A 20133-nucleotide genomic window follows, 5' to 3' on the forward strand; every position below is an offset into this window, starting at 1 on the left:
CCCCGGCGGTTCCGGTGACTCAACTCGACTCTCGACCCGTTGCGGATACGACCGACGACATTCCCGACGAACAGCTCGTCGTTGCACGCACGTGGCACCCGTGGCGCTGGGTGATCGCGGTCGCAACGCTGATCGTGGTCGGTCAGTTCCTGCACGGCTTCGTCACCAACCCCGGCTGGGATTGGGGCACCTTCGCGCAGTACTTCACTGCAGCATCGGTGATGTCGGCGCTGTGGTTGACCATCCAGCTCACCTTCTGGGGAACGCTGATCGGTTTCGCCATCGGTATCGGCCTGGCGGTGGCCCGGCTGTCCGACAATCCTGTGCTGCAGGTTATTTCCTGGTTCTACATCTGGGCCTTCCGTTCCATCCCGTTGATCGTGCAGCTTCTGTTCTGGTTCAATATTGCGTACCTGTACCAGACTCTGTCTTTGGGAATTCCGTTCGGTCCCAGCTTCTTTCAGTTCGACGTCAACAACGTCATCAGTGGATCGACGGCGGCCATCATCGGCCTGGCCCTGCACCAAGCGGCCTACTCCGCCGAGATCGTTCGGGCCGGCATCATCTCCGTGGACCAGGGGCAACTCGAAGCCGCAGCAGCGCTGGGTATTCCGAAGAGGCGGGAGTTCTTCAAGATCGTTCTGCCGCAGGCGATGCGAGGGATTCTCCCCAACGCGGCCAACGAAGTGATCAGTCTGTTCAAAGGCACGTCGATCGTGTCGGTGATGGCCATTGCCGAATTGTTCTATCAGGTGCAAGTCATATACGGACGCAACGGGCGCGTGGTTCCGCTGCTCATGGTCGCGACCGTCTGGTACATCATTCTGACGTCGGTGATGTCGATCGTGCAGTTCTACGTCGAGCGGCACTACGCCAAGGGCGCGGTACGCAACATTCCGCTGACGCCGATCCAGCAGATTCGCCACAAGCTCTCCAACGTCACCTTCGCGCCGAGAGGGGCAACCCGATGACCACTCGCGATGCCTCCACTGCCGCAACGAGATACGCGGTCGAGGTGCGCGGCGTCCACAAGTCCTACGGCGGGCTCGAGGTGCTCAAAGGCGTCGACCTCCTCGTACGTCCCGGTGAGGTGACCGCGATTATCGGCCCCTCGGGTTCGGGCAAGTCGACCCTGCTGCGCGCTCTGAACCATCTGGAGAAGGTGGACCAGGGCACCGTCCGGATCGACGGTGATCTGGTGGGATATCGGCGCAAAGGCAACAAACTGCACGAACTCAGCAACAAGGAGATTCTGCGGCAGCGTTCCCAGATCGGTTTCGTGTTTCAGAACTTCAATCTGTTTCCTCACCTGACGGTCCTCGAGAATGTCATCGAAGCCCCGATCTCGGCGCAGAAGCGCACGCGCTCCGACGTCGAACCCGAGGCGCTGGCTCTCCTCGAACGAGTCGGGGTGCACGCGAAAGCCCATGATTATCCGCGACGACTCTCCGGCGGACAGCAGCAGCGGGTCGCCATCGCGCGTGCACTTGCCCTGCGTCCCACAGTCATTCTGTTCGACGAGCCCACGTCAGCACTCGACCCCGAATTGGTGGGAGAGGTTCTCGAGGTCATCCGCGGCCTGGCACGCGATGGTGCGACCCTGGTGATCGTCACGCACGAGGTCGGGTTCGCCCGCGAGATCGCCGACACCGTCGTCTTCATGGATGGCGGCGTCATCGTCGAACAAGGCTCTCCTGCAGAGCTTCTCGATTCACCCCAGGAGGAACGCACCAAGTCGTTCCTCGCTCACGTTCTCTAGCTCTCACTCATGCTTCACCTGCACCCACGAACGGGGAAAGTCATGTCCGGATTATCTCGTAGGCTCGCGGTAGTAGCGTCGGCATTCGCTGTCCTGGCACTCACTGCGACAGCATGCAGCGAGCCCACTGCCGAATCTCAGGTCGTCACGGAGGACGGCGGATCGTTCGATCTTTCACCCGAGCAGGCCGACCGCGTTCGCGCCCAGAAGGTCGACGAGATCGCAGCCGAAGTGCCGCAAGCGATTCGCGATCGCGGCACGCTGGTCGTCACCGGGTCGGGCGGTACCGCACCGCCGCTGCGTTTCTACGCGACCGACGACACCACCATCGTGGGGTCCGAGGTGGACTTCTCGTACCTGATCGCCGACATTCTCGGTCTCGACGTCGATCTTCAGGTCGCAGATTGGTCGCAGAACTTCGTGAAGATCGACTCCGGTGAGAACGACGTGTTCATCTCCAATGTCACCGTCACCGAGGAGCGCAAGGACAAGTACGACTTCGCGACCTATCGACTGGACAACCTCGCTTTCGAGGCGCAGAAGGACACCGATTGGACAGTCGAGAAGCGTCAGGACATCGCAGGAAAGAAGATCGGGGTCGGCTCCGGTACCAACCAAGAGCAGTTGCTGGTCGACTGGAACGAGCAGAACGTAGCCGAGGGTCTGGCTCCCGCCGAGATCGCTTATTACCAGAACACGTCCGACTACTACCTGGCGCTCGGGTCGGACCGTATCGACGGGTACCTGGGACCGAATCCGTCGGCTGTTTACCACGCGGCAACCGGTGGTGAAACCAAGATCATCGGCACGTTCTCGGGTGCCGGAGATGCGCTGCAGGGTGAGATAGCAGTACTGACCAAGAAGGACAACGGGCTCATCGACGCCGTGCAGGACGCAGTGAACCACGCCATCGAGGACGGCAGCTATCAGAAGGTGATCGATCGTTGGGGCCTGCAGTCCGAGGCAGTGACCGAGTCCGTCATCAACCCGCCCGGGCTACCCCGCAAGGAAGGTTAGACAACTGAGCAGAGTTGACGTCGGCCGGGGAGTTGGTCGCTGATCTGGTGGACAGATAATCGAGACAGGAAGCACATGAGCGCGACGTTCGATGTCAACATTCGCACTGGTGACACGGTCCAGGACGCGTGGACTTCGTCGAGGTCGATCAGCACGATCGGCTGGCGACGCCCCTGCTGCAAGAACTGGCGATCGAATATTCGTCCCGGTACGGCCGGAGCCCCGGTGTCCAATACGAGGAACTGAAGTCCTATCCCGCCCGGGAGTTCGCACCGCCGGGTGGTGTGTTGGTAATTGCCTTGGCCGATGGCGTTCCTGTTGCCGGAGGTGCGTACCGGAAATACGACTCGGAAACCGCAGAGCTGAAACGTATTTGGACATCGAAAGAGCACCGCGGCAGGGGATTCGGCAGACTCGTCGTGGCCGAGCTGGAACGCAGCGCACGTGATCGCGGATATCGCAGGGTCTACCTGACGACCGGCTGGAATCAGCCCGAGGCCGTTGCGCTGTACCTGGCAGCTGGATACACCCCGCTCTACGACCGAAGTCTGCCGTCCAGAACAGTCGGATCGCACCCCTTCGAGAAGAGTCTCGAATGAGCCCGGTTCAGTGATGCCCGACTACGGCCCGAGTGGGGTGCGGTGTCGCCGAGCAATGTTTGTCAGCCCGACGTGTCGGCGTGGTGTTCCAGAGCTGCACCGACCCAGAACTGCAGTGCCTGTTCGCTCGTCAGCGCTTCTGCATCGACGGTGATCCAGCCTTCACCCATCGACCGCCCCTTGCCCATGACGGTATGGTGGGCCCCATCGAGCTGGAGGTATTCGGGTTCGCGTACCCCGTCCACACGAACAAGCAAGGCACGGTTTTCGGTGCCGACACACACCACCATTCTGTCTCGCACCATGAACGCCAGACCGCCGAACATCTTCTGCTCACGCAGACTCTCCTGGTCCCAGAGAGCGTCGCGGATGCGGTCCGCAAGAAGCTCGTCGTACGCCATGCGCTCGTACTCCTCCTGAGATGGTTGTATCGATGGAACCCCCTGGTCGTGTCGAGCGCAACTGTGGGTCGACGCAATGGGGATTCGGTATCTGCGTTGCAGTCCTGCCGGAGGCAGGGCTGTGTCGATGGCCGGGTGGTGCGACAGGCAGAGCTGTGCCGTGGTGGTGGTGTGGGTCGTCATGCGGGTTTTCGTGGTTCCTCGTCGCCGGTGTCGCCCGTGTCGCGGGTGTCGTGGGTGTTGTCGCAGTGGTGGTCGGGTGGGTAGAGCACCTCCTCGGGGTGGTGTGCGTGATTGATCAGCCCACGGCGCTTCGAGTCCATCCCTGTTGGTGGATGCCACAGGGTGCGGCCCGGATAGCGATGTCCTGCTGTGGTTTTGGTGGTTGCCCACTTTCCGGGACCGGTGCCGACGAGTGCGTGGTGCATATCGCAACCGAAGGTCAGGGAGTCGATGTCGGTGGGTCCGCCCTCGACCCAGTCGTCGAGGTGGTGCGCTTGGCACCAGGTCGCGGGGCGGGTGCAGGAGGGGAAGCTGCAGCCGCGGTCGCGGGCGATGAGGACGATGCGTTGGTCGGCGGAGGCGATGCGTTTGGATCGGCCGAGGTAGAGGGCTCTGCCGTTGTCGTCGAAGATGGTCAGGTAGTGGTGGGCGTGCGAAGCCATGCGGATGGCGTCGCAGATCGAGACGCGGGATCCGGTGGCGGTCATGGCGTAGCCGCAGCCTGATTCGAGGTCTCTAAGGGTCATGGTGACGAAGGCGGTGACGGGCAGCCCGCGATGGGTGCCGAGCGTGCCGGAGGCGAGGGTGTGCCGGAGCGCCATCTTCAGTGCATCATGACGGCGTTCGTTCTGGGTGCGTCGATCCCGTGCGGCGGCAGCGTCGCGAGCAGCGGTGTCCGATGCGTCGGCGTCGGCGTGGCCGCCGGGTTCAGCAGCGCTGCCGGAGCCGGCATCGTCGTTGGTGTCGTTGGTGTCGTTGGTGTCGTTGGTGTCGTTGGTGTCGTTGGTGTCGTTGGTGTCGTTGGTGTCGTTGGTGTCGTTGGTGTCCTTGGGTGCCGCTGCGTCCTTGGCTGCAGCTGTGCCGTTGGACCCTGTGCCGCAACCACAGTCGTCACCGTCGCACTCGCCGCAGTCGCCTTCGCAGCAATCCTCGTCACCGCAGTCGTCGTCACTGCAGTCACTGTCCCCGTTGCGGGTCGTCCCATCCCACAGGCCTGCATCGCTCGACCCGGCATCACCGGACGACGGCTCGGACGTCGGCTCGGGCTGCTCTGCAGTGGACTTGCTGTCAGCTTCATCCTCGTGGACGACCGATGTCGGGTCGGCAGGATTGTTCACACCGGGCTTCGCGGCTTTCGAGAACAAGGCTTCGAGGTAGGCGCGTAGCTCGGAGTCGACGCAGAACTTTCCCTCGGACATGCCGTCGGAACCCTGCTCACCGAGGTAGAAGAACGCATCCCGTTTCCGCGGCTTCGGCTTCGCGTTCTTGTCCTCGTCTTCGTTCTCGTCGAAGTCGCCGTCGGGGTCGAGGATCGAGTCCAGATGCGCCACCAACGGCGCGAAGTCGTCGGGCCGCCTCGTCGAGGCGAGACCCACCAACTGCTGTTCGGCGAGATCCCGGGTCTGCGGATCCACACTCGACGGCAGATGCTTGAAGAATTCACGGATCATCTGCACGTGCTGGGCATCGAGCAACCCTGCCCGCACCGCTGCAGCGGTGTGCGGCAACAAGGGAGGTAGCGGTTCGCCGGACAGTGCGGTGCGATCACCCAACTCCGCGGCCAGACGCACCCGCGCCCCGGCTGTTCGTGGGGTGATTCGCAGCATCCATGCCACCGAGCACGGCACCGAACCCGGATAGACGTCGAGGCCGTGTTGTGAGATCAGTTCGTTGAGCCAGGTGTGCGAGTACGCCGTCACAGACCGCGACACAGCTTCCATGCGTTGGATCACCGCACGCCGGTCGGCATTCGACCATGCCACCGATGCCTGCCCCGCCAACTCGGCGACCGCCGACTCCACCGCCTCGACCAACCCCGCCAAGACAGGGTCGGACACGACGGGGGCAGGCGGCACCGTCTCGATGCCGTCCACCCCTGATCCGCCGTCCCCCGAAAGCATGAACAGAATCTACCGCGACCCACCGACAAGTATTCGAACGTTTGTTCCCGCATCATTTGGCTGTCGCTGCGGCCCAGCTGGAGTCGGAGCACGGCACTATGCGGCCAATTACATATGGACCAAAAGTGTGACGTTGTCGGTTTTGTACAACCACGAGTCGCGAAGATGCTGGTGGCGGCGTTCAATATCTCCCAAGGCGGACGTAACGACCACAGCAGCGTTGCTTGCATCGGTGACGAAAGCCACTGCTCGACGGTATCTCCGAACGCGACTGTCGAGCCGGTGTCCAATGTTGTGTGTTGACCCAGTGGGGATGATCGACATGAACGACTCGTGTGGCTCCGCGCTTTCGTGCAGTTTGCCCAAGGACATGATCACCCGTCTCCAGTTCGGCACCGCCGACCTATGGCCAAAGGACGCGGCGCTTCCTGCCCGCTGGCGCTACATGGCCGATCTGGTCGACTCCGATCGCGGCATTCTCGCTGAGCTCCACGGTTCGGTGTCGACTCCGGTGGCGGATGCTCTCGCTGCGGCTGCGGAACTGTGCAGACAATCGGCCGATGAGCCTGTGACCGCCGGAGACTGGGCGCTACTCGGACGAGCACTGGCGTGGCTCGGCCCCGGCGGGTCCGATATCGATCGCGCGTTGCTTGCTGTGGGTGAAGAATTGACACTGATCGGTCTCGACGGTGCGGAACAGGACTTCTCGGTCGCGACCTGGCTCTGCATGGACGTCCTCGTCCGATTCGCTCATGCCGGCGAAGCGATCGACTACTGGGTGCACCGCGTGAATGCGATAGAGTTGAATAAAGTTGCGTCGCATGATGATTCGAGATCTTGCGCGAGTGGGAGCGCTGGACTGGCGCTGGCCGTCTGAACGGTAGGCGTCGGTCCGACCGTGCTTCTCGCGTCTGTTATCGGCGGGTTTTCCTACCCCGGTTGGCAACCGGGGCGATGCTCTCGTAGTATCGGAAACTGTAGGACCATCCAGAGCGACCGAGAGACCTGGCTCTATGACGTCGCAGCAACCCCCCGCTCGTCGGGTGAGGGTGCTACCGCCGGGACCGATGGAGGATTGCACGTGAACACCCGAGTTGCCGCAGGCTTCGTCAACGGTTGCCGCCGTCTCCATGTCGATCTGTGCCGCCTCAACGGTTCGACCTGTCGCAGCTGACATTTCGTCACAACTCGTACTTCACACCTCACCTCATCATCTGCGCGCACTCCTTCCTGGGCACACCCAGCTCGGATGCGGGATCGTGCGCGCGATCGACCAGATATCGGAGACACCTACGTGTCCACTCGTCCTGCATTCCTGGTGGCCGGCCTGATCGCCACTACGGCCACAGTCCTCGCCGGATGCGCCGGTGGTGCCGCCACCACGGCCGCCGACGCCGGTCCGGCCCAGCCCGGCGGAACTCTGCGTTACGGCTTGTCCGGGGCCCCGACCTGCTCGGATCCTGCCCAGTCCGGCACCAACCAGACCATCTACGTCACCCGTCAGGTCGTCGATTCACTCACCGATCAGAACCCCGAAACCGGTGAGATCGAACCGTGGCTGGCCGAGCGGTGGGACGTGGGTCCCGATGCGAAATCCTTCACATTCACGCTGAAGGACGGCGTCACCTTCAGCGACGGCACGGTGCTCGACGCGGCGGCGGTGAAGGCGAATTTCGACGCGATCATCGGCCTCGGCGCAGCGAAGGCACCGTTGGCGGCGAGCTACCTGACCGGTTATCAGAGCGCCACGGTGGTCGACCCCTCGACGGTGCGCATCGACTTCGCAGCACCGAATGCGCAGTTCCTGCAGGCGAGTTCGACACCTCAGCTCGGAATTCAATCCATCGCGACCTCGGCGCAGTCGGCCGAGTCGCGGTGCTTGGGTACCAATATCGGATCGGGACCGTTCACCTACGCGGACTACCAGCAGGACCGTTCAGTCACTCTGGCCAAGCGAAGCGGATACAACTGGGGTTCAGCGGTATTCGGTCACACCGGCGAGGCCTATCTCGATCGCATCGAATTCACCATCGTGCCCGAGTCGGGCGTTCGCACAGGAAGCTTGTCCTCCGATCAGCTCGACGCCGTCAGCGACGCGTTGCCGCAGGACGCTCCGCAGATCGAAGCGACCGGCGGCCGAATTCTGACCACCTCGAACCCGGGAGTCCCGTTCGGCATTCAGCCCAACGTCACTCGCGGTGCGCTACAAGACCCCGCCGTCCGGACGGCCCTGGTGCCGGCGATCAACCGTCAGGAACTCGTCGATACCGTCCTCGGGCCCGACTTCCGCACGGCGACAAGCACGTTGGCCAGCGCCACCCCAGGTTACGTCGAACTCGCCGATGTCACCTACGATCCCGAGAAGTCGAAATCGCTGCTCGACGACGCCGGCTGGGTTCCCGGTGCCGACGGAATCCGTGAAAAGGACGGGCAGAGGCTGAGTTTCGAGGTCATGTACTCCGCAGTGTTCGCTGGCAACCAGGCGATCCTGGAGTTGACGCAGCAGCAGCTACGTGCGGTGGGCGTCGACCTGCAGCTCGAGTTGGTCTCGACGTCCGAGGCGACAGCACGTCAGGGCACCAAGGACTACGACTCCACGTACTACAACAGCACCCGCGCCGACGGCGACATTCTGCGCACCACGTTCGCCGTGGACGGACGTAACCTGAACGCGCGCGGCCCGATTCCCGATCTGGATGCATCGCTGACCGATCAGCTCTCGACCACCGATCTAACGGCGCGCAACGACATCCTCGCCACCGCTCAGCAGCAGGTGCTCGACAACGGACTGTGGATCCCCACCATCGAGCTGTCGCAGGCCGTCGGCGCGGCGTCGAAAGTGCAGGATCTGAAGTTCGAGGCCTCCGCTCGACTGCAGTTCTTCGATACCTGGCTGAGCGCATGATCCGGTACCTCGGACAGCGCGTACTGCAGGCAGTGGCAGTGCTGTGGGCCGCGTTCACCATCTCGTTCGGCGTGCTGTTCCTGCTGCCCTCGGACCCAGTCAGTCTCGCTGTCGACTCTGCCGGTTCGGGCACACCGGTCGACGCGGCGGCCGTCGCAGAATTGCAGGCCCGCTACGGTTTGGACCAGCCGGTGTGGGTGCAGTACTGGCATTCGCTGACCGGGGCTGTGCAGGGCGATTTCGGATTGTCCATCGCCACCGGACAGCCGGTGACGACGGCGATCCTCGATGCCGTGCCGAGCACGCTCGGCCTCGCAGGCACCGCACTGGTATTGGCGGTCGTGTTCGGGTCGGCACTGGCGTACGCCGCGACGTACACCCGAACGCCGTGGCTGAAAAATCTGTTGTTCGCACTCCCGCCGCTCGGGGTGGCTGTACCGACCTTCTGGGTGGGACTGCTGTTACTGCAAATGTTCTCGTTCCAGTTGAGGTGGTTCCCGGCCTTCGGTGACGCCGGAGCGGCTGCACTGGTGTTGCCTGCGGTCACGTTGGCATTGCCGACCGGTGCGGTCATCGCTCAGGTGTTGGCCACCAGCATGTCGACTACCTGGAAGCAGCCGTTCGTCGATGTTGCTCGCGCCAAGGGCGTCTCGCGGCTACGGGTGCAGACGCGGCATATAGCGCGGCTGTCGTCCATCCCGGCTTTCACGATCGCGGGTGTGTTGGTGGGGACGCTGCTCGCCGGATCGGTCGTCGTCGAGACGGTCTTCTCGCGGGCCGGAGTAGGACGGCTGACCCAGACCTCGGTGTTGGCCCAGGACATTCCGGTGGTGCAGGGCATCGTGGTGCTGACCTCGCTGGTGTTCGTCGTGGTGAACCTGGCCGTGGACCTGCTGTATCCGCTGATAGACCCGCGCATCGTGCGCGAGTACAAGCCTGCGCGCGCAGTCGCGGAACCGGAGAAAGCTCATGTCTGACATTCTGATTCGTGACCGCGAGGTTCGGGCAGAGGCGTTGCTCGAGGCAGAGCCGGTGCCGTCGACAGCTCGGCGTCGCCGGGTTCTGACGGACGCCCTGAAGCACGTGTGGCTTGCCTTGTCCGCGCTCGTGCTGCTGCTCGCGCTGGGATTCGCACTCTTCCCCTCCGTGTTCGCGAGCGGAGACCCGTTGGTGGGCGTGCCCGCCGACAAGCTCCAGGCCCCCAGTACGGCACATTGGTTCGGCACCGACAACATCGGCCGTGACGTCTTCACCCGCGTGGTGCACGGCTCCGGTCTGTCGTTGACCGCGACACTGCTCGCCGTCGGGATCGCACTGGTCGTCGGATCGCTCGTCGGCCTGATCTCCGGGGCAGTCGGGGGCCTCGTCGACGCCGTGCTGATGCGCATCGTCGATGTGCTGCTCTCGATTCCGACGCTGTTGCTGTCGCTGGCCCTGGTCACAGCGCTCGGCTTCGGAACCGTCAACGTCGCCATCGCCGTGGGGGTCACCCTCATCGCCAACTTCGCCCGGGTCATGCGGTCGGAGGTGTTGCGTGTGCGTCGATCGCTGTATGTCGAGGCGGCGTACGCCTCGGGTGTGCGATGGCTCGACGTCTTCCGCCGACACATCCTTCGCAACTCGTACGGTCCCGTGATTGCCCTCGCAGCAGTCGAATTCGGTATGGCGGTCCTGGCGGTCTCGGCGTTGAGCTTCCTGGGATTCGGCGCTGTTCCGCCTACACCGGAGTGGGGATCGCTGATCTCCGAGGGTCGAAACTTCCTCGCCACCGCCTGGTGGATGACCACCTTGCCGGGCCTGGTGATCGTGGCAGTCGTGCTGTCCGCGCACCGTCTCGGGCACGCACTCGAGAGGCGATCCGAATGAGCCCCATCCTCGAAGTCGACAACCTCACGGTCGGCTACGGCACGACGACGGCCGTGCGCAAAATTTCGTTCACCGTCGAACGCGGCGAGGTATTGGCCGTCGTAGGCGAATCCGGTTCGGGAAAATCCACCACGGCCCACGCGGTCATCGGCTTGCTGGCCGGCAACGGCCGGATCCGAAGTGGCTCGGTGACCTTCGACGGCCGGCGCCTGGACACCGCGTCGGACAAGACACTGAATCGCCTGCGCGGTCGGCATATCGGGCTCGTCCCGCAGGATCCGACCACTTCACTGAACCCCGTCGTACGCGTCGGAGACCAGGTGGCCGAGGTGCTGCGTGTGCACGGGTTGGCAGATCGGCGTACCGCGAAGCTCGAGGCGATCCGCATTCTCACCGACGCGGGCCTCGACAACCCCGAGGTGCGGGCACGCCAGTACCCGCAGGACCTGTCCGGTGGGCAGCGGCAGCGGGTACTGATCGGTATCGCTCTCGCGTGCCGCCCCGAACTGGTGATCGCCGACGAACCGACCAGCGCCCTGGACGTCACCGTGCAACGACGCATCCTCGACCATCTGGACGCCCGAATTGCCGAGACGGGTGCCGCAGTTCTGTTGATCACGCACGATCTGGGCGTTGCGGCCGATCGCGCCGACCGGCTGGTCGTCATGAGTGGTGGTGAGATCGTCGAAACCGGTCCGACTGCAGAGGTGTTGGCGAACCCCACCCACCCCTACACACAGAAGCTGCTCGCGGCCGCGCCGTCTCTGAACTCGACGCTCCGTCCGGCCAGGACGGGTGCGGGCGATCCAATTCTGTCCGTCTCGTCGGTGTCGAAGCGTTTCGCCATCGGACGAGGCGTTCACCTGGATGCGGTGCGAGACGCCACGATCACGGTCGAGCGGGGTCGAACCGTCTCTGTCGTCGGCGAATCCGGTTCGGGGAAGTCCACCCTGGCGCGTATCGCGATCGGCCTGGAAACACCCTCCGCGGGCACGGTCACGTTCAACGGAATCGATGTCACCGGCCTTCGTGGCACGGCGAGGCGGGAGCTGCGGCGTCGAGTCCAGATCGTCTATCAGAACCCGTACGCATCACTGAACCCGAAGTTGCGCGTCGGCGAGATCGTGCGAGAACCGCTGGACGCGTTCAAGATCGGGACGTCCCGAGACCGCTCGGCGCGTGCCGCGGAACTGCTCGACCAAGTGGCCCTGAGCAGTGACCACCTGGCGCGTCGCCCGGCCGAGTTGTCGGGTGGTCAACGTCAACGCGTCGCAATCGCTCGGGCACTGGCGTTGGCACCGGAGGTGGTGGTGCTCGACGAGCCCGTATCGGCCTTGGACGTGTCGGTGCAGGCACAAATTCTTTCGCTGCTCGGCGATCTGCAATCCGAGTTCGGTCTGAGCTATCTGTTCATCTCGCACGACCTGGCCGTGGTTCGCCAGATCAGCGACACCGTGGCTGTGATGCAGTCGGGCGTAATCGTCGAATACGGCAGCACCGCCTCGATATTCGACAACCCCCAGCAGGAATACACCCGCGAGTTGCTCGCGGCCATCCCAGGAACAGCGACACAGAGAGTGGGTACCGGTGTCTGACAAGCTTTTCGTCACGGCAATCGAACCGAGGGGAACCGGCGCACATCCACAGGCGTGGCGGCGACAGGATTCTCGCGCCGAGGAAGTGTTCACCGCGGCATTCTGGATCGAACAACTCCGCGCGGCAGACCAGGCCGGGATCGATCTGGTCTTCCTCGCAGACTCCTTCGCTTCCCGGACCCTCGAGGCGGTTGCCGTGGCAGCCCGGGCTGCTGCGCTCACCGAACGCATCGGTTTGATCCCGACGGTCACCGTCACCCACACCGAGCCGTTCCATATCTCCAAGCGGATCGCGAGTCTGGACTTCGCCTCACACGGTCGCGCAGGTTGGCAGGTCGAGGTGTCCGGCGGCGCGGAGCAGGCAGCACTGTTCGGGCGTAAGGGCGAGCAGAACGAAGGGAGCCTGTGGCACGAGGCCGACGAGGCCATCGAGGTCGTCGCTCGGCTGTGGGACAGCTGGGAGGACGACGCCGAGATTCGAGACGCTGCGACGGGCCGGTTCGTCGACCGAGACAAGTTGCACTACATCGACTTTCAGGGTGAGCACTTCTCGGTGAAAGGGCCGTCCATCACGCCGAGGTCACCTCAAGGACAGCCACTGGTAGCAGTGCGCGCCCACTCCGCCGAATCCACCGCGGTAGCGGCCGCCAGAGCGGACATCGTGCGGATTGCTGCAGACTCGATCGAGGGCGCCGCTGCCCTCGCGGCGCGTGTTCGACGGGCCGTCGTGGCCGAGGGCCGCGACCCGGTGGACGTGTTCGTGCTACTCGACGTCGAGACCTTGGTGTCTGAGACCGCGGCCGAAGAATTGGCGCAGCTCGACAACTGGGCAGGTCGGGTACGTACGCCGCAATCGCTGCAGTACGTGGGCGACGTCGCCGGGCTCAACTTGCTTCTCGGAGCGGCCGAATCCGCGGGACTGGACGGGGTCACCCTCGTGCCGCTCGCGCTTCCGTCGGGAGTGAAGACACTCCCGGCCACGGACAGCAGAACCGGAGCGACGGTGCGTGAGCGCCTCGGCCTGGCTCGCCCGACAAATCGTTTTGCAGCACCCGAAAGGAACAGTCGGTGACGATCTCGAAGCGGACCAAGAAGCAGATCCACCTCGGCGCGCATTTCCCTGGCGTCAACAACACCACCGTCTGGACCGACCCGGCGTCGAAGAGCCAGATCGAATTCGATTCGTTCGTCCACCTGGCCGAGTCCGCAGAGCGTGGGCTGTTCGACTTCTTCTTCCTCGCCGAAGGTCTGCGATTACGCGAGCATCGCAACAAGATTCACGATCTCGACGTCGTCGGCCGCCCGGACACGCTCACGGTGTTGAACGCGTTGGCATCGGTGACGACGAAGCTCGGACTCGCCGGGACGATCAACACCACGTTCAACGAGCCCTTCGAGCTCGCCAAGCAGTTCTCTTCGCTGGACCACCTGTCCGACGGGCGCGCGGCGTGGAACATGGTGACCTCGTCCGACGCGTTCACCGGAGAGAACTTCCGACGCGGTGGCTACCTCGACCGGGCCGACCGCTACGTGCGAGCGAACGAGATCATCGACGTCGCCCGAGAGTTCTGGGATTCGTGGCAGTCCGATGCGTTCGTCGTCGATCGGGATCGAGGTGTCTTCGGCCGAGAATCCGAGATCCGCACGGTCTCGCATTCGGGTCGTCAATTCGATGTGACGGGCCGCTTCACGTTGCCGCGCAGTCCGCAGGGACACCCGGTGTTGTTGCAGGCCGGCGATTCCGACGAAGGTCGTGAGTTCGGTGCGGCCAAGGCGGATGCGATCTTCACCATCCACGGAACGCTGGAGGACGGGCAGAAGTTCTACACCGACGTCAAGGGAAGGTTGGCCAAATACGGCCGCGAGCACGCCGACCTGAAGGTGCTGCCCGCCGCCACGTTCGTCCTCGGGGACTCGGCCCAGGATGCAGCCGAGAAGGCCGACCATATTCGGCACCAACAGGTCAGCGGCAAGACGGCCATCTCGTTTCTGGAGCAGGTGTGGGGACGAGACCTGTCCGACTACGACCCGGACGGACCGCTGCCCGACGTCGAGCCGAGTGGTGACGTGAGCATCACCCGTGGTCGCGCTCGCCACGGTGACCCGAGAACCCTTGCGCAGCAGTACCGTGAGCGTGCCGAGGCCGAGAACCTGAGCATCCGGGAGCTCATCATCGCGGTGACGACCCGGCAGCAGTTCGTCGGAACGCCGGCACAGGTAGCAGAGGACATCGACAGCTACGTCCAGAACGATGCGTGCGACGGGTTCATCCTCGTCCCGCACATCACGCCGGCCGGACTCGACGAGTTCGTCGACAAAGTCGTCCCAGAACTGCAGGATCGCGGTAGTTTCCGTACCGAGTACACCGGTAACACGCTGCGTGATCACCTCGGTCTGCGTCACCCGTACCAACAGCGTGAAGGAGTACGAGCATCGTGAGTGAATTCGAGCAGGACTGGAAGCAGTGGCACGCGGACCGGGAAGCGTCCTACGGCGATCCATTGGGATGGTTGTCGCTGACCGGATTGTATTGGCTCACCGACGAGTTCGAGATCGTTGCCGATCTGCCCGGCCGATGGCGGGCCGACTCGGACTCGGTGACCGTCGAGGGAGTGGACGGGGTGACGACTCTGAATCCGGTGGAGGGTGCGCCCGGGATCCTCGTCGACGACGGTGAACGCCGTATCGAGGTCATCCGCCGCACCGGCGCGGTGGCGTTGCGGGTCCACGATCCGAAAGCCTCGACCCTGCAGTCCTACAACGGAATACCGGCCTACGAGCCCAGCGAGCAGTTCGTGGCCCGCGCCACGTTCACGCCCTACGACGCCCCGGTCACCGTGACGACAGGTGCCGTGGTCGAGGGTCTCGAACACCACCACACTGCGGTGGGCACCCTCGATTTCGAGCTGGCCGGTACGGCCCAGCAGTTGGTTGCGTTCGGCGGCAACGGCACTGGTCTGAAGGTTCTGTTCACCGATGCCACGAGCGGGGTCACCACGTACCCGGCGGCGCGGATCCTTGCTGTGGCGGAACCCGAGGGTGGCTCCGTGGCACTCGATTTCAACCGAGCGGCGAACCTGCCGTGCGCGTTCACCGACTACGCGACGTGCCCGGTCGCACCGGCGGAGAACCGGCTGACGGTGGCTGTCGAAGCAGGGGAGAAGACGCCCGGATGACGCGCGTGCCGCTGTCCGTTCTCGACCTGGCACCGATCAGCGCTGGGTCGAGCACTGCTCAGGCGCTCCGGAATTCGCTCGATCTGGCACGACAGGCCGAAGAGTGGGCTACGAGCGCTACTGGGTTGCCGAGCATCACTTCGTCGCTGCGGCCAGTTCTGCGCCTGCCGTACTGGTGGGTTTGATTGCGGCTGCCACCAACCGCATTCGTGTCGGATCGGCTGCGGTCCAGCTCGGTTTCACGACAGCTGCTGCCGTAGTGGAGTCCTTCGGAACGGTGGACGCGCTGTATCCGGGTCGTATCGATCTTGGTGTGGGTCGATCCGGGCAGCGCAGAGCAGCAGCCCTGACCGGTGCACAGCAGGCTGCGCCCGAGCACGCGGTGTCATCGGAACACGGTGGACTGTTCCCAGTGGCGACCCCGCGAACGACCCCGCTGCTGGGTGCGTCTCTGGCTGCGCTGCAGCAGCCACACGCTGAGGTCCCGGAATTCGTCGATCAACTCGACGACCTTGTTGCGCTGCTTGCCGGTAGCTACGAGCGCGACGAGGTGCCGTTGACGGCACGCCCGGGTGTCGGGGCCGATGTGGCGCTGTGGCTGTTCGGCAGCAGCGCTGGGCCGACTGCCCGTGAGGCCGGTGCCCGCGGTCTGCCGTTCGCGGCGAGTTATCACTTCAGCCCGGGGACGACTCTCGAGGCGATCGACGAGTATCGCCGTGCTTTTCTGCCGTCGGCCCGGTTGTCCTCGCCGTACGTGGCGGTGTCGGCCGATGTAGTTGTTGCAGAATCGGATTCGCAGGCCCGAGAGCTTGCAGCGTCTTTTCCGCAATGGGTGCACAGCATTCGCAGTGGTCGAGGTGCGATCGAGTATCCGGATCCGAACAATGTGGCACCTCTGACCGACGAGGAGTACCAGCGCGTAGCGGATCGGGTGGACACCCAGATCGTCGGGTCTGCGGCGACGGTCGCGGTGAAGCTCGACGCCCTGCAGGAAGCGACCGATGCGGACGAACTCGTGCTCACCTCGGTCACATACGACCATGCGGACCGGCTGCGCTCGTACGAATTGCTCGGTAGGGAATGGGGACTGCCGCGCCTGCGGATCTGAGCGGAACATTTGCGTCGTGGTGACCGTTGTACCGCGCATGACACGAGTTGCTGTTGCAGCGTCCTACGGTGGACCGGACGTCATCGAGATCGTCGAACGAGGGCTGCCTGAACCATCCGAGGGCCAGGTTCTGGTCGAAGTCAAAGCGATTGGCGTCAACCCCTTCGACTACAAGAGCTACAGCGGTGCATTCGGCACCGACGCGTCGAAGCTTCCGATCGCGTTGGGCAGCGAGGCGTCGGGCATCGTGGTGGCGGTCGGCGGAACCGTCGAGGGGCCGGTCGGTCCTGTCGCCGTCGGCGACGCGGTGGTTGTCTCCGGCCAGAACGGTACGTACGCCGAGCGAATTCTGGTTCCCGCGCGGTTCGTGTTTCCGAAGCCGGAAGCCCTGGACTGGAACGTTGCTGCGGGTGTACTCGCCGTGGCTGGAACTGCCTACGACGCACTGGAATCCGTCGGTGTCGAGAGCGGAGACACCGTTCTCGTGCACGGGGCGGCGGGCGGCGTCGGGTCCGTGGTGGCTCAGCTCGCTCTGGAGCGTGGGGCCACCGTCATCGGGACTGCGCGCCAACAGAACCACGACGCGCTCCGGTCCTACGGTGTCGAGCCCGTCGAGTACGGCGACGGACTGATCGACCGGGTACGAGCAGCCGCGCCGAATGGGGTGGATGCGGCAATCGACACGGTGGGCACCGACGAGGCCGTCGACGTCTCTCTCGAATTACTGACGGACAGAGCGAGATTGGTCAGCACGGCCGCCTTCGGACGAGCTTCGGCAGACGGGTTCCTCACCGTTGGTGGGCCGGTCAGTATGGAGCGTCGACGCCTCGCATCCCCGGTGCTGCTGGAGCAGGCGGGTGCAGGCGTATTCGAGGTCACGGTTGCCAAGACCTTCCCGCTCGAGGACGTGGCGAAGGCGCATGCCGAACTGCAGTCGACGCACCCGCGTGGAAAGTTCGTTCTGGTTCCGTGAGGACAAGGCCCGGCGCACGGGTTCTTACGAGCGATCGATGAACGCCTCGGTCACTCTCTGCGCGATGCCATCGGGATAGGGTCCGGGGAGGATGAGAACGACATGATCGAATCCGGCGGCCACCGCGTCGCCGATGTCGTTTCTCGTTCTCTCGGGTTCTTCGAACGACACCCCGAGAGCGATCGATCGGGTGATCGCCCCTGGATCGCGCCCGATCTCGGCGCAGTACCGGTCGAGTAGTCTGCCTCTGTCCAGTGCGTCGGCCAGGTCCCCACCGGGAATGTTCCATACGTCGGCGTGTTCGGCGACGAGGCGCAGCACTCCTGCCGCCCGGCCGCCGATCACGATCGGCGGGCCCGGTCGCTGAATCGGTTTCGGATTCTGGAATGCCCCGACGAGGTCGACGTGGTTGCCGTGAAAGTCGAAGGGCTCACTCTCGGTCCAGAGCCTACGAATCACCGTGAGCGATTCACTCAGTCGCGCAACAGCATTCGCAGCGTCGCTGTAGGGCAGCCCGCTCCCGTCGTACTCCCGTCTCGCCATCGGCACGCTCGGCCGTGATCCGGCACCGATGCCGAAGTCCAGCCGCCCGTCCGAGACCGTGTCGACCGTGACGGCGATCTTCGCGAGAATCGCGGGTGGACGGATCCGATTGCTGGTGACCATGATTCCCAATCGCAACCGCTCGGTGCGAGCGGCCAATGCGGACAGCATGGTCCAGCCTTCGAAGATCGGGCCGTCGAGGTCACCGCCGATGGGCATGAGGTGATCGAACAGCCACGCGTGCTCGATTTCCGGAATGCCGTCTGCCTCGCGCCACACCCGGAGCAGGTCGGCGTAGGAGACGTTCTGGGGAGGGGTCATGATCCCGTAGCTGACCATGTCAGCGTCTCCGCAGGGAGGCGTCGAGCAGTGCCGGCGGGGTGTCGAACTTGTCGTCCGGCGCGAGATCGACTCCCGGAGCTACGATCTCGTCGATCCTGTCGAGGACATCGGCCGGGAGGACGGTGTCGGCGGCAGCGAGCTGCGAGTGTAGGTGCTCGACGGTACGCGGCCCGACGATCGCGCTGGTGACTCCCGGATGAGCCGTCACGAAACCGAGTGCGAGTTGGATCAGTGTCAGTCCGGCTTCGTCGGCAACACCGACCAGTTTCTCGACGGCGTCGAGTTTGGCCCGTCCCGTGGGAGTGTCCGTGCCGAATCGCTCGGGCATCATCGCCGCGCGGTTGGTGGTGGTCTCTCGCCCGGCCCGGATGGCTCCGGAGAGGAAGCCGCCCGCCAGGGGACTCCACGCCAGAACCCCCATTCCGTACTCCTGCGCGACCGGAAGGACGTGGGATTCGATGCCGCGCTGCAGGATCGAGTACGGCGGCTGCTCGGTGACGAACCGCCCTAGACGGTGCTCCCGTGCGGTCCACTGCGCCTGCACGATTCGGTAAGCCGGATAGGTGGAGGAGCCGAAGTATCGAATCTTCCCGGCACGCTGCAGATCTGTCAGCGCCGAGAGGGTTTCCTCGTCGCTCGTGGTGGGGTCCCAGCGGTGTATCTGGTAGAGGTCGACGTGATCGGTACCGAGTCGGCGCAGACTGTTCTCCAGTTCGGTGACGATCCAGCGGCGGGAGCTGCCCTGATGATTGCGTTCGTCGCCCATGGGGTTGAACACTTTGGTGGCCAGCACGATGTTCTCGCGCCGACCTTCGATCGCCTTGCCGACCATTTCCTCGGATTGTCCCTGGCTGTACATGTCCGCGGTGTCGATGAGGTTGATACCGCCCTCGAGTGCGGCGTCGACGATCGCGGTTGCCTCGTCTTGCGTGGTGCGTCCGATGGCACCGAAGTTCATCGCGCCGAGCGAGAGAGTGCTGACCTGGACGCCGGTGCGTCCCAGTGTGCGGTACTGCATGGGGATCTCCTTGTGGCCTCTGGAGGGGTTACTCTGCGAGTAAGCGGAACAACGTTCCGCAAACAAACATACGGAACGTTGTTCCGTTTGTCGATGGCTGGAGGAACAGTGACCGAGGCCGAAGCCGAGCAGCCCAGAAAGCGGGCGGATGCGAGGCGCAACGAAGCGACCTTGCTCGACGCGGCGGCGGCTGCGTTCGTCGAGTCGGGAGTAGAAGTGCCGGTGCGCGATATCGCCAGGCGGGCCGGCGTCGGCGTGGGAACCATCTACCGGCACTTCCCGACGCGGGGCGACCTCGTCGTCGCCGTCTTCCGACATCAGGTGGAGGCCTGCGCCGTCGCCGGTCAGGAGCTTCTCGCCGGCCGCGAATCACCGCACGCGGCGTTGGTGCTCTGGATCGATCGGTTCGTCGACTTCCTGGTCACCAAACACGGTCTGGCCGAGGCCATGCAGTCGGACAGTGCCGGATTCGAGACCTTGCACAGCTACTTCCTGAACCGGCTGGTTCCGGTGTGCGAGTCATTGCTCGACGCCGCTGCGGACTCGGGGGAGATCGCCCCGGGGCAGACCGCATTGGAGTTGATGCGGGCGGTCGGCAACCTGTGCATCGGTGCCACGGACAGCCGCTACGACCCGCGCAAGATGGCGCGGGTGCTGATCGCCGGACTGCGCATCGCGCCGTGATCCGGTCCGTTGTTCGGCCGACCG

18 protein-coding genes, 1 pseudogene and 1 riboswitch are annotated in these 20133 nt (G+C 64.2%); of the genes and pseudogenes, 15 read left to right on the forward strand and 4 right to left on the reverse strand.

The features are described 5' to 3' along the window. Positions 1-14: 14 nt before the first annotated feature. The 4 genes from CH262_RS06235 to CH262_RS06250 all read left to right on the forward strand — a co-directional run bounded on the left by CH262_RS06235 (position 15) and on the right by CH262_RS06250 (position 3375). Positions 15-971: an amino acid ABC transporter permease gene (locus tag CH262_RS06235; protein WP_032386109.1), complete on the forward strand. Its 957-nt coding sequence runs from the start codon at positions 15-17 to the stop codon at positions 969-971. Continuing rightward, a complete protein-coding gene (locus CH262_RS06240) occupies positions 968-1759 on the forward strand; it encodes an amino acid ABC transporter ATP-binding protein (protein ID WP_032386110.1) in 792 nt (263 codons plus the stop codon). Before CH262_RS06235 ends, CH262_RS06240 begins: the two co-directional genes overlap by 4 nt. 42 nt (positions 1760-1801) lie before the next feature. After that, entirely contained in the window at positions 1802-2776 is a 975-nt protein-coding gene (locus CH262_RS06245) for an ABC transporter substrate-binding protein (RefSeq protein ID WP_032386111.1), read from the forward strand. A 128-nt stretch (positions 2777-2904) separates the two neighbouring features. Then, complete coding sequence (locus tag CH262_RS06250; RefSeq protein WP_027494269.1) at positions 2905-3375, forward strand: GNAT family N-acetyltransferase; 471 nt, start codon at positions 2905-2907, stop codon at positions 3373-3375. A gap of 62 nt (positions 3376-3437) precedes the next feature. Here the strand turns inward: CH262_RS06250 and CH262_RS06255 are convergent, their stop codons facing one another. After that, the gene (locus tag CH262_RS06255) at positions 3438-3959 is read right to left on the reverse strand and encodes a TfoX/Sxy family protein (RefSeq protein WP_080731886.1); all 522 of its coding nucleotides are present in this window, start codon (positions 3957-3959) and stop codon (positions 3438-3440) included. Beyond that, on the reverse strand, positions 3956-5899 hold the full coding sequence (locus CH262_RS06260; protein ID WP_094717229.1) for an HNH endonuclease signature motif containing protein: 1944 nt from the start codon (positions 5897-5899) through the stop codon (positions 3956-3958). Before CH262_RS06260 ends, CH262_RS06255 begins: the two co-directional genes overlap by 4 nt. A 370-nt stretch (positions 5900-6269) precedes the next feature. Between CH262_RS06260 and CH262_RS06265 the strand changes: the two genes are divergently transcribed. From CH262_RS06265 to CH262_RS06310, 10 genes and pseudogenes are all read left to right on the forward strand, one after another. Continuing rightward, positions 6270-6776, forward strand: a complete 507-nt coding sequence (locus CH262_RS06265) for a hypothetical protein (protein WP_143547076.1) — start codon at positions 6270-6272, stop codon at positions 6774-6776. 103 nt (positions 6777-6879) lie between these two features. Further along, a riboswitch (SAM riboswitch) is annotated at positions 6880-6973 on the forward strand. A gap of 220 nt (positions 6974-7193) precedes the next feature. Next, entirely contained in the window at positions 7194-8804 is a 1611-nt protein-coding gene (locus tag CH262_RS06270) for an ABC transporter substrate-binding protein (protein ID WP_032386114.1), read from the forward strand. Beyond that, positions 8801-9781 (forward strand): ABC transporter permease, encoded by a 981-nt coding sequence (locus tag CH262_RS06275; RefSeq protein ID WP_032386115.1) that lies wholly within the window; start codon positions 8801-8803, stop codon positions 9779-9781. Before CH262_RS06270 ends, CH262_RS06275 begins: the two co-directional genes overlap by 4 nt. After that, positions 9774-10670: an ABC transporter permease gene (locus CH262_RS06280; RefSeq protein WP_032386116.1), complete on the forward strand. Its 897-nt coding sequence runs from the start codon at positions 9774-9776 to the stop codon at positions 10668-10670. Before CH262_RS06275 ends, CH262_RS06280 begins: the two co-directional genes overlap by 8 nt. Further along, positions 10667-12265 carry a dipeptide ABC transporter ATP-binding protein gene (locus tag CH262_RS06285; RefSeq protein WP_032386117.1) on the forward strand — a complete coding sequence of 533 codons (1599 nt, stop codon included), beginning with the start codon at positions 10667-10669 and terminating at the stop codon, positions 12263-12265. Before CH262_RS06280 ends, CH262_RS06285 begins: the two co-directional genes overlap by 4 nt. Then, positions 12258-13337: an LLM class flavin-dependent oxidoreductase gene (locus CH262_RS06290; RefSeq protein ID WP_032386118.1), complete on the forward strand. Its 1080-nt coding sequence runs from the start codon at positions 12258-12260 to the stop codon at positions 13335-13337. The genes CH262_RS06285 and CH262_RS06290 overlap by 8 nt, the downstream gene beginning before the upstream one ends. A 2-nt stretch (positions 13338-13339) precedes the next feature. Next, the gene (locus CH262_RS06295) at positions 13340-14704 is read left to right on the forward strand and encodes an NtaA/DmoA family FMN-dependent monooxygenase (RefSeq protein ID WP_032386648.1); all 1365 of its coding nucleotides are present in this window, start codon (positions 13340-13342) and stop codon (positions 14702-14704) included. After that, positions 14701-15441 (forward strand): DUF1684 domain-containing protein, encoded by a 741-nt coding sequence (locus CH262_RS06300; protein ID WP_230591118.1) that lies wholly within the window; start codon positions 14701-14703, stop codon positions 15439-15441. The genes CH262_RS06295 and CH262_RS06300 overlap by 4 nt, the downstream gene beginning before the upstream one ends. Then, positions 15438-16549, forward strand: a pseudogene (locus CH262_RS06305) (LLM class flavin-dependent oxidoreductase). Before CH262_RS06300 ends, CH262_RS06305 begins: the two are co-directional and overlap by 4 nt. 37 nt (positions 16550-16586) lie before the next feature. Then, on the forward strand, positions 16587-17522 hold the full coding sequence (locus tag CH262_RS06310) for an NADP-dependent oxidoreductase (protein WP_032386121.1): 936 nt from the start codon (positions 16587-16589) through the stop codon (positions 17520-17522). A 24-nt stretch (positions 17523-17546) separates the two neighbouring features. On the opposite strand, the gene CH262_RS06315 is transcribed toward CH262_RS06310, so the two are convergent. After that, positions 17547-18404, reverse strand: a complete 858-nt coding sequence (locus CH262_RS06315; protein ID WP_032386122.1) for an LLM class flavin-dependent oxidoreductase — start codon at positions 18402-18404, stop codon at positions 17547-17549. Between the two features lies 1 nt (position 18405). Beyond that, a complete protein-coding gene (locus CH262_RS06320; protein ID WP_032369853.1) occupies positions 18406-19425 on the reverse strand; it encodes an aldo/keto reductase in 1020 nt (339 codons plus the stop codon). A gap of 93 nt (positions 19426-19518) precedes the next feature. Here CH262_RS06320 and CH262_RS06325 point away from each other — a divergent pair, with 93 nt between their 5' ends. After that, positions 19519-20109 carry a TetR/AcrR family transcriptional regulator gene (locus tag CH262_RS06325; protein ID WP_032386123.1) on the forward strand — a complete coding sequence of 197 codons (591 nt, stop codon included), beginning with the start codon at positions 19519-19521 and terminating at the stop codon, positions 20107-20109. The last annotated feature ends 24 nt before the right edge of the window (positions 20110-20133 follow it).

Source organism: Rhodococcus sp. 05-2255-1e (assembly GCF_002259025.1).
GTDB lineage: Bacteria > Actinomycetota > Actinomycetes > Mycobacteriales > Mycobacteriaceae > Rhodococcoides > Rhodococcoides fascians.

Coding starts and splice junctions, on each gene's coding strand:
- CH262_RS06240 (WP_032386110.1), top strand. CDS start 968: ATGACCACTCGCGATGCCTCCACTGCCGCAACGAGATACGCGGTCGAG.
- CH262_RS06245 (WP_032386111.1), top strand. CDS start 1,802: ATGTCCGGATTATCTCGTAGGCTCGCGGTAGTAGCGTCGGCATTCGCT.
- CH262_RS06255 (WP_080731886.1), bottom strand. CDS start 3,959: ATGACGACCCACACCACCACCACGGCACAGCTCTGCCTGTCGCACCAC.
- CH262_RS06260 (WP_094717229.1), bottom strand. CDS start 5,899: ATGCTTTCGGGGGACGGCGGATCAGGGGTGGACGGCATCGAGACGGTG.
- CH262_RS06265 (WP_143547076.1), top strand. CDS start 6,270: ATGATCACCCGTCTCCAGTTCGGCACCGCCGACCTATGGCCAAAGGAC.
- CH262_RS06275 (WP_032386115.1), top strand. CDS start 8,801: ATGATCCGGTACCTCGGACAGCGCGTACTGCAGGCAGTGGCAGTGCTG.
- CH262_RS06280 (WP_032386116.1), top strand. CDS start 9,774: ATGTCTGACATTCTGATTCGTGACCGCGAGGTTCGGGCAGAGGCGTTG.
- CH262_RS06285 (WP_032386117.1), top strand. CDS start 10,667: ATGAGCCCCATCCTCGAAGTCGACAACCTCACGGTCGGCTACGGCACG.
- CH262_RS06310 (WP_032386121.1), top strand. CDS start 16,587: ATGACACGAGTTGCTGTTGCAGCGTCCTACGGTGGACCGGACGTCATC.
- CH262_RS06315 (WP_032386122.1), bottom strand. CDS start 18,404: ATGGTCAGCTACGGGATCATGACCCCTCCCCAGAACGTCTCCTACGCC.
- CH262_RS06320 (WP_032369853.1), bottom strand. CDS start 19,425: ATGCAGTACCGCACACTGGGACGCACCGGCGTCCAGGTCAGCACTCTC.
- CH262_RS06325 (WP_032386123.1), top strand. CDS start 19,519: ATGGCTGGAGGAACAGTGACCGAGGCCGAAGCCGAGCAGCCCAGAAAG.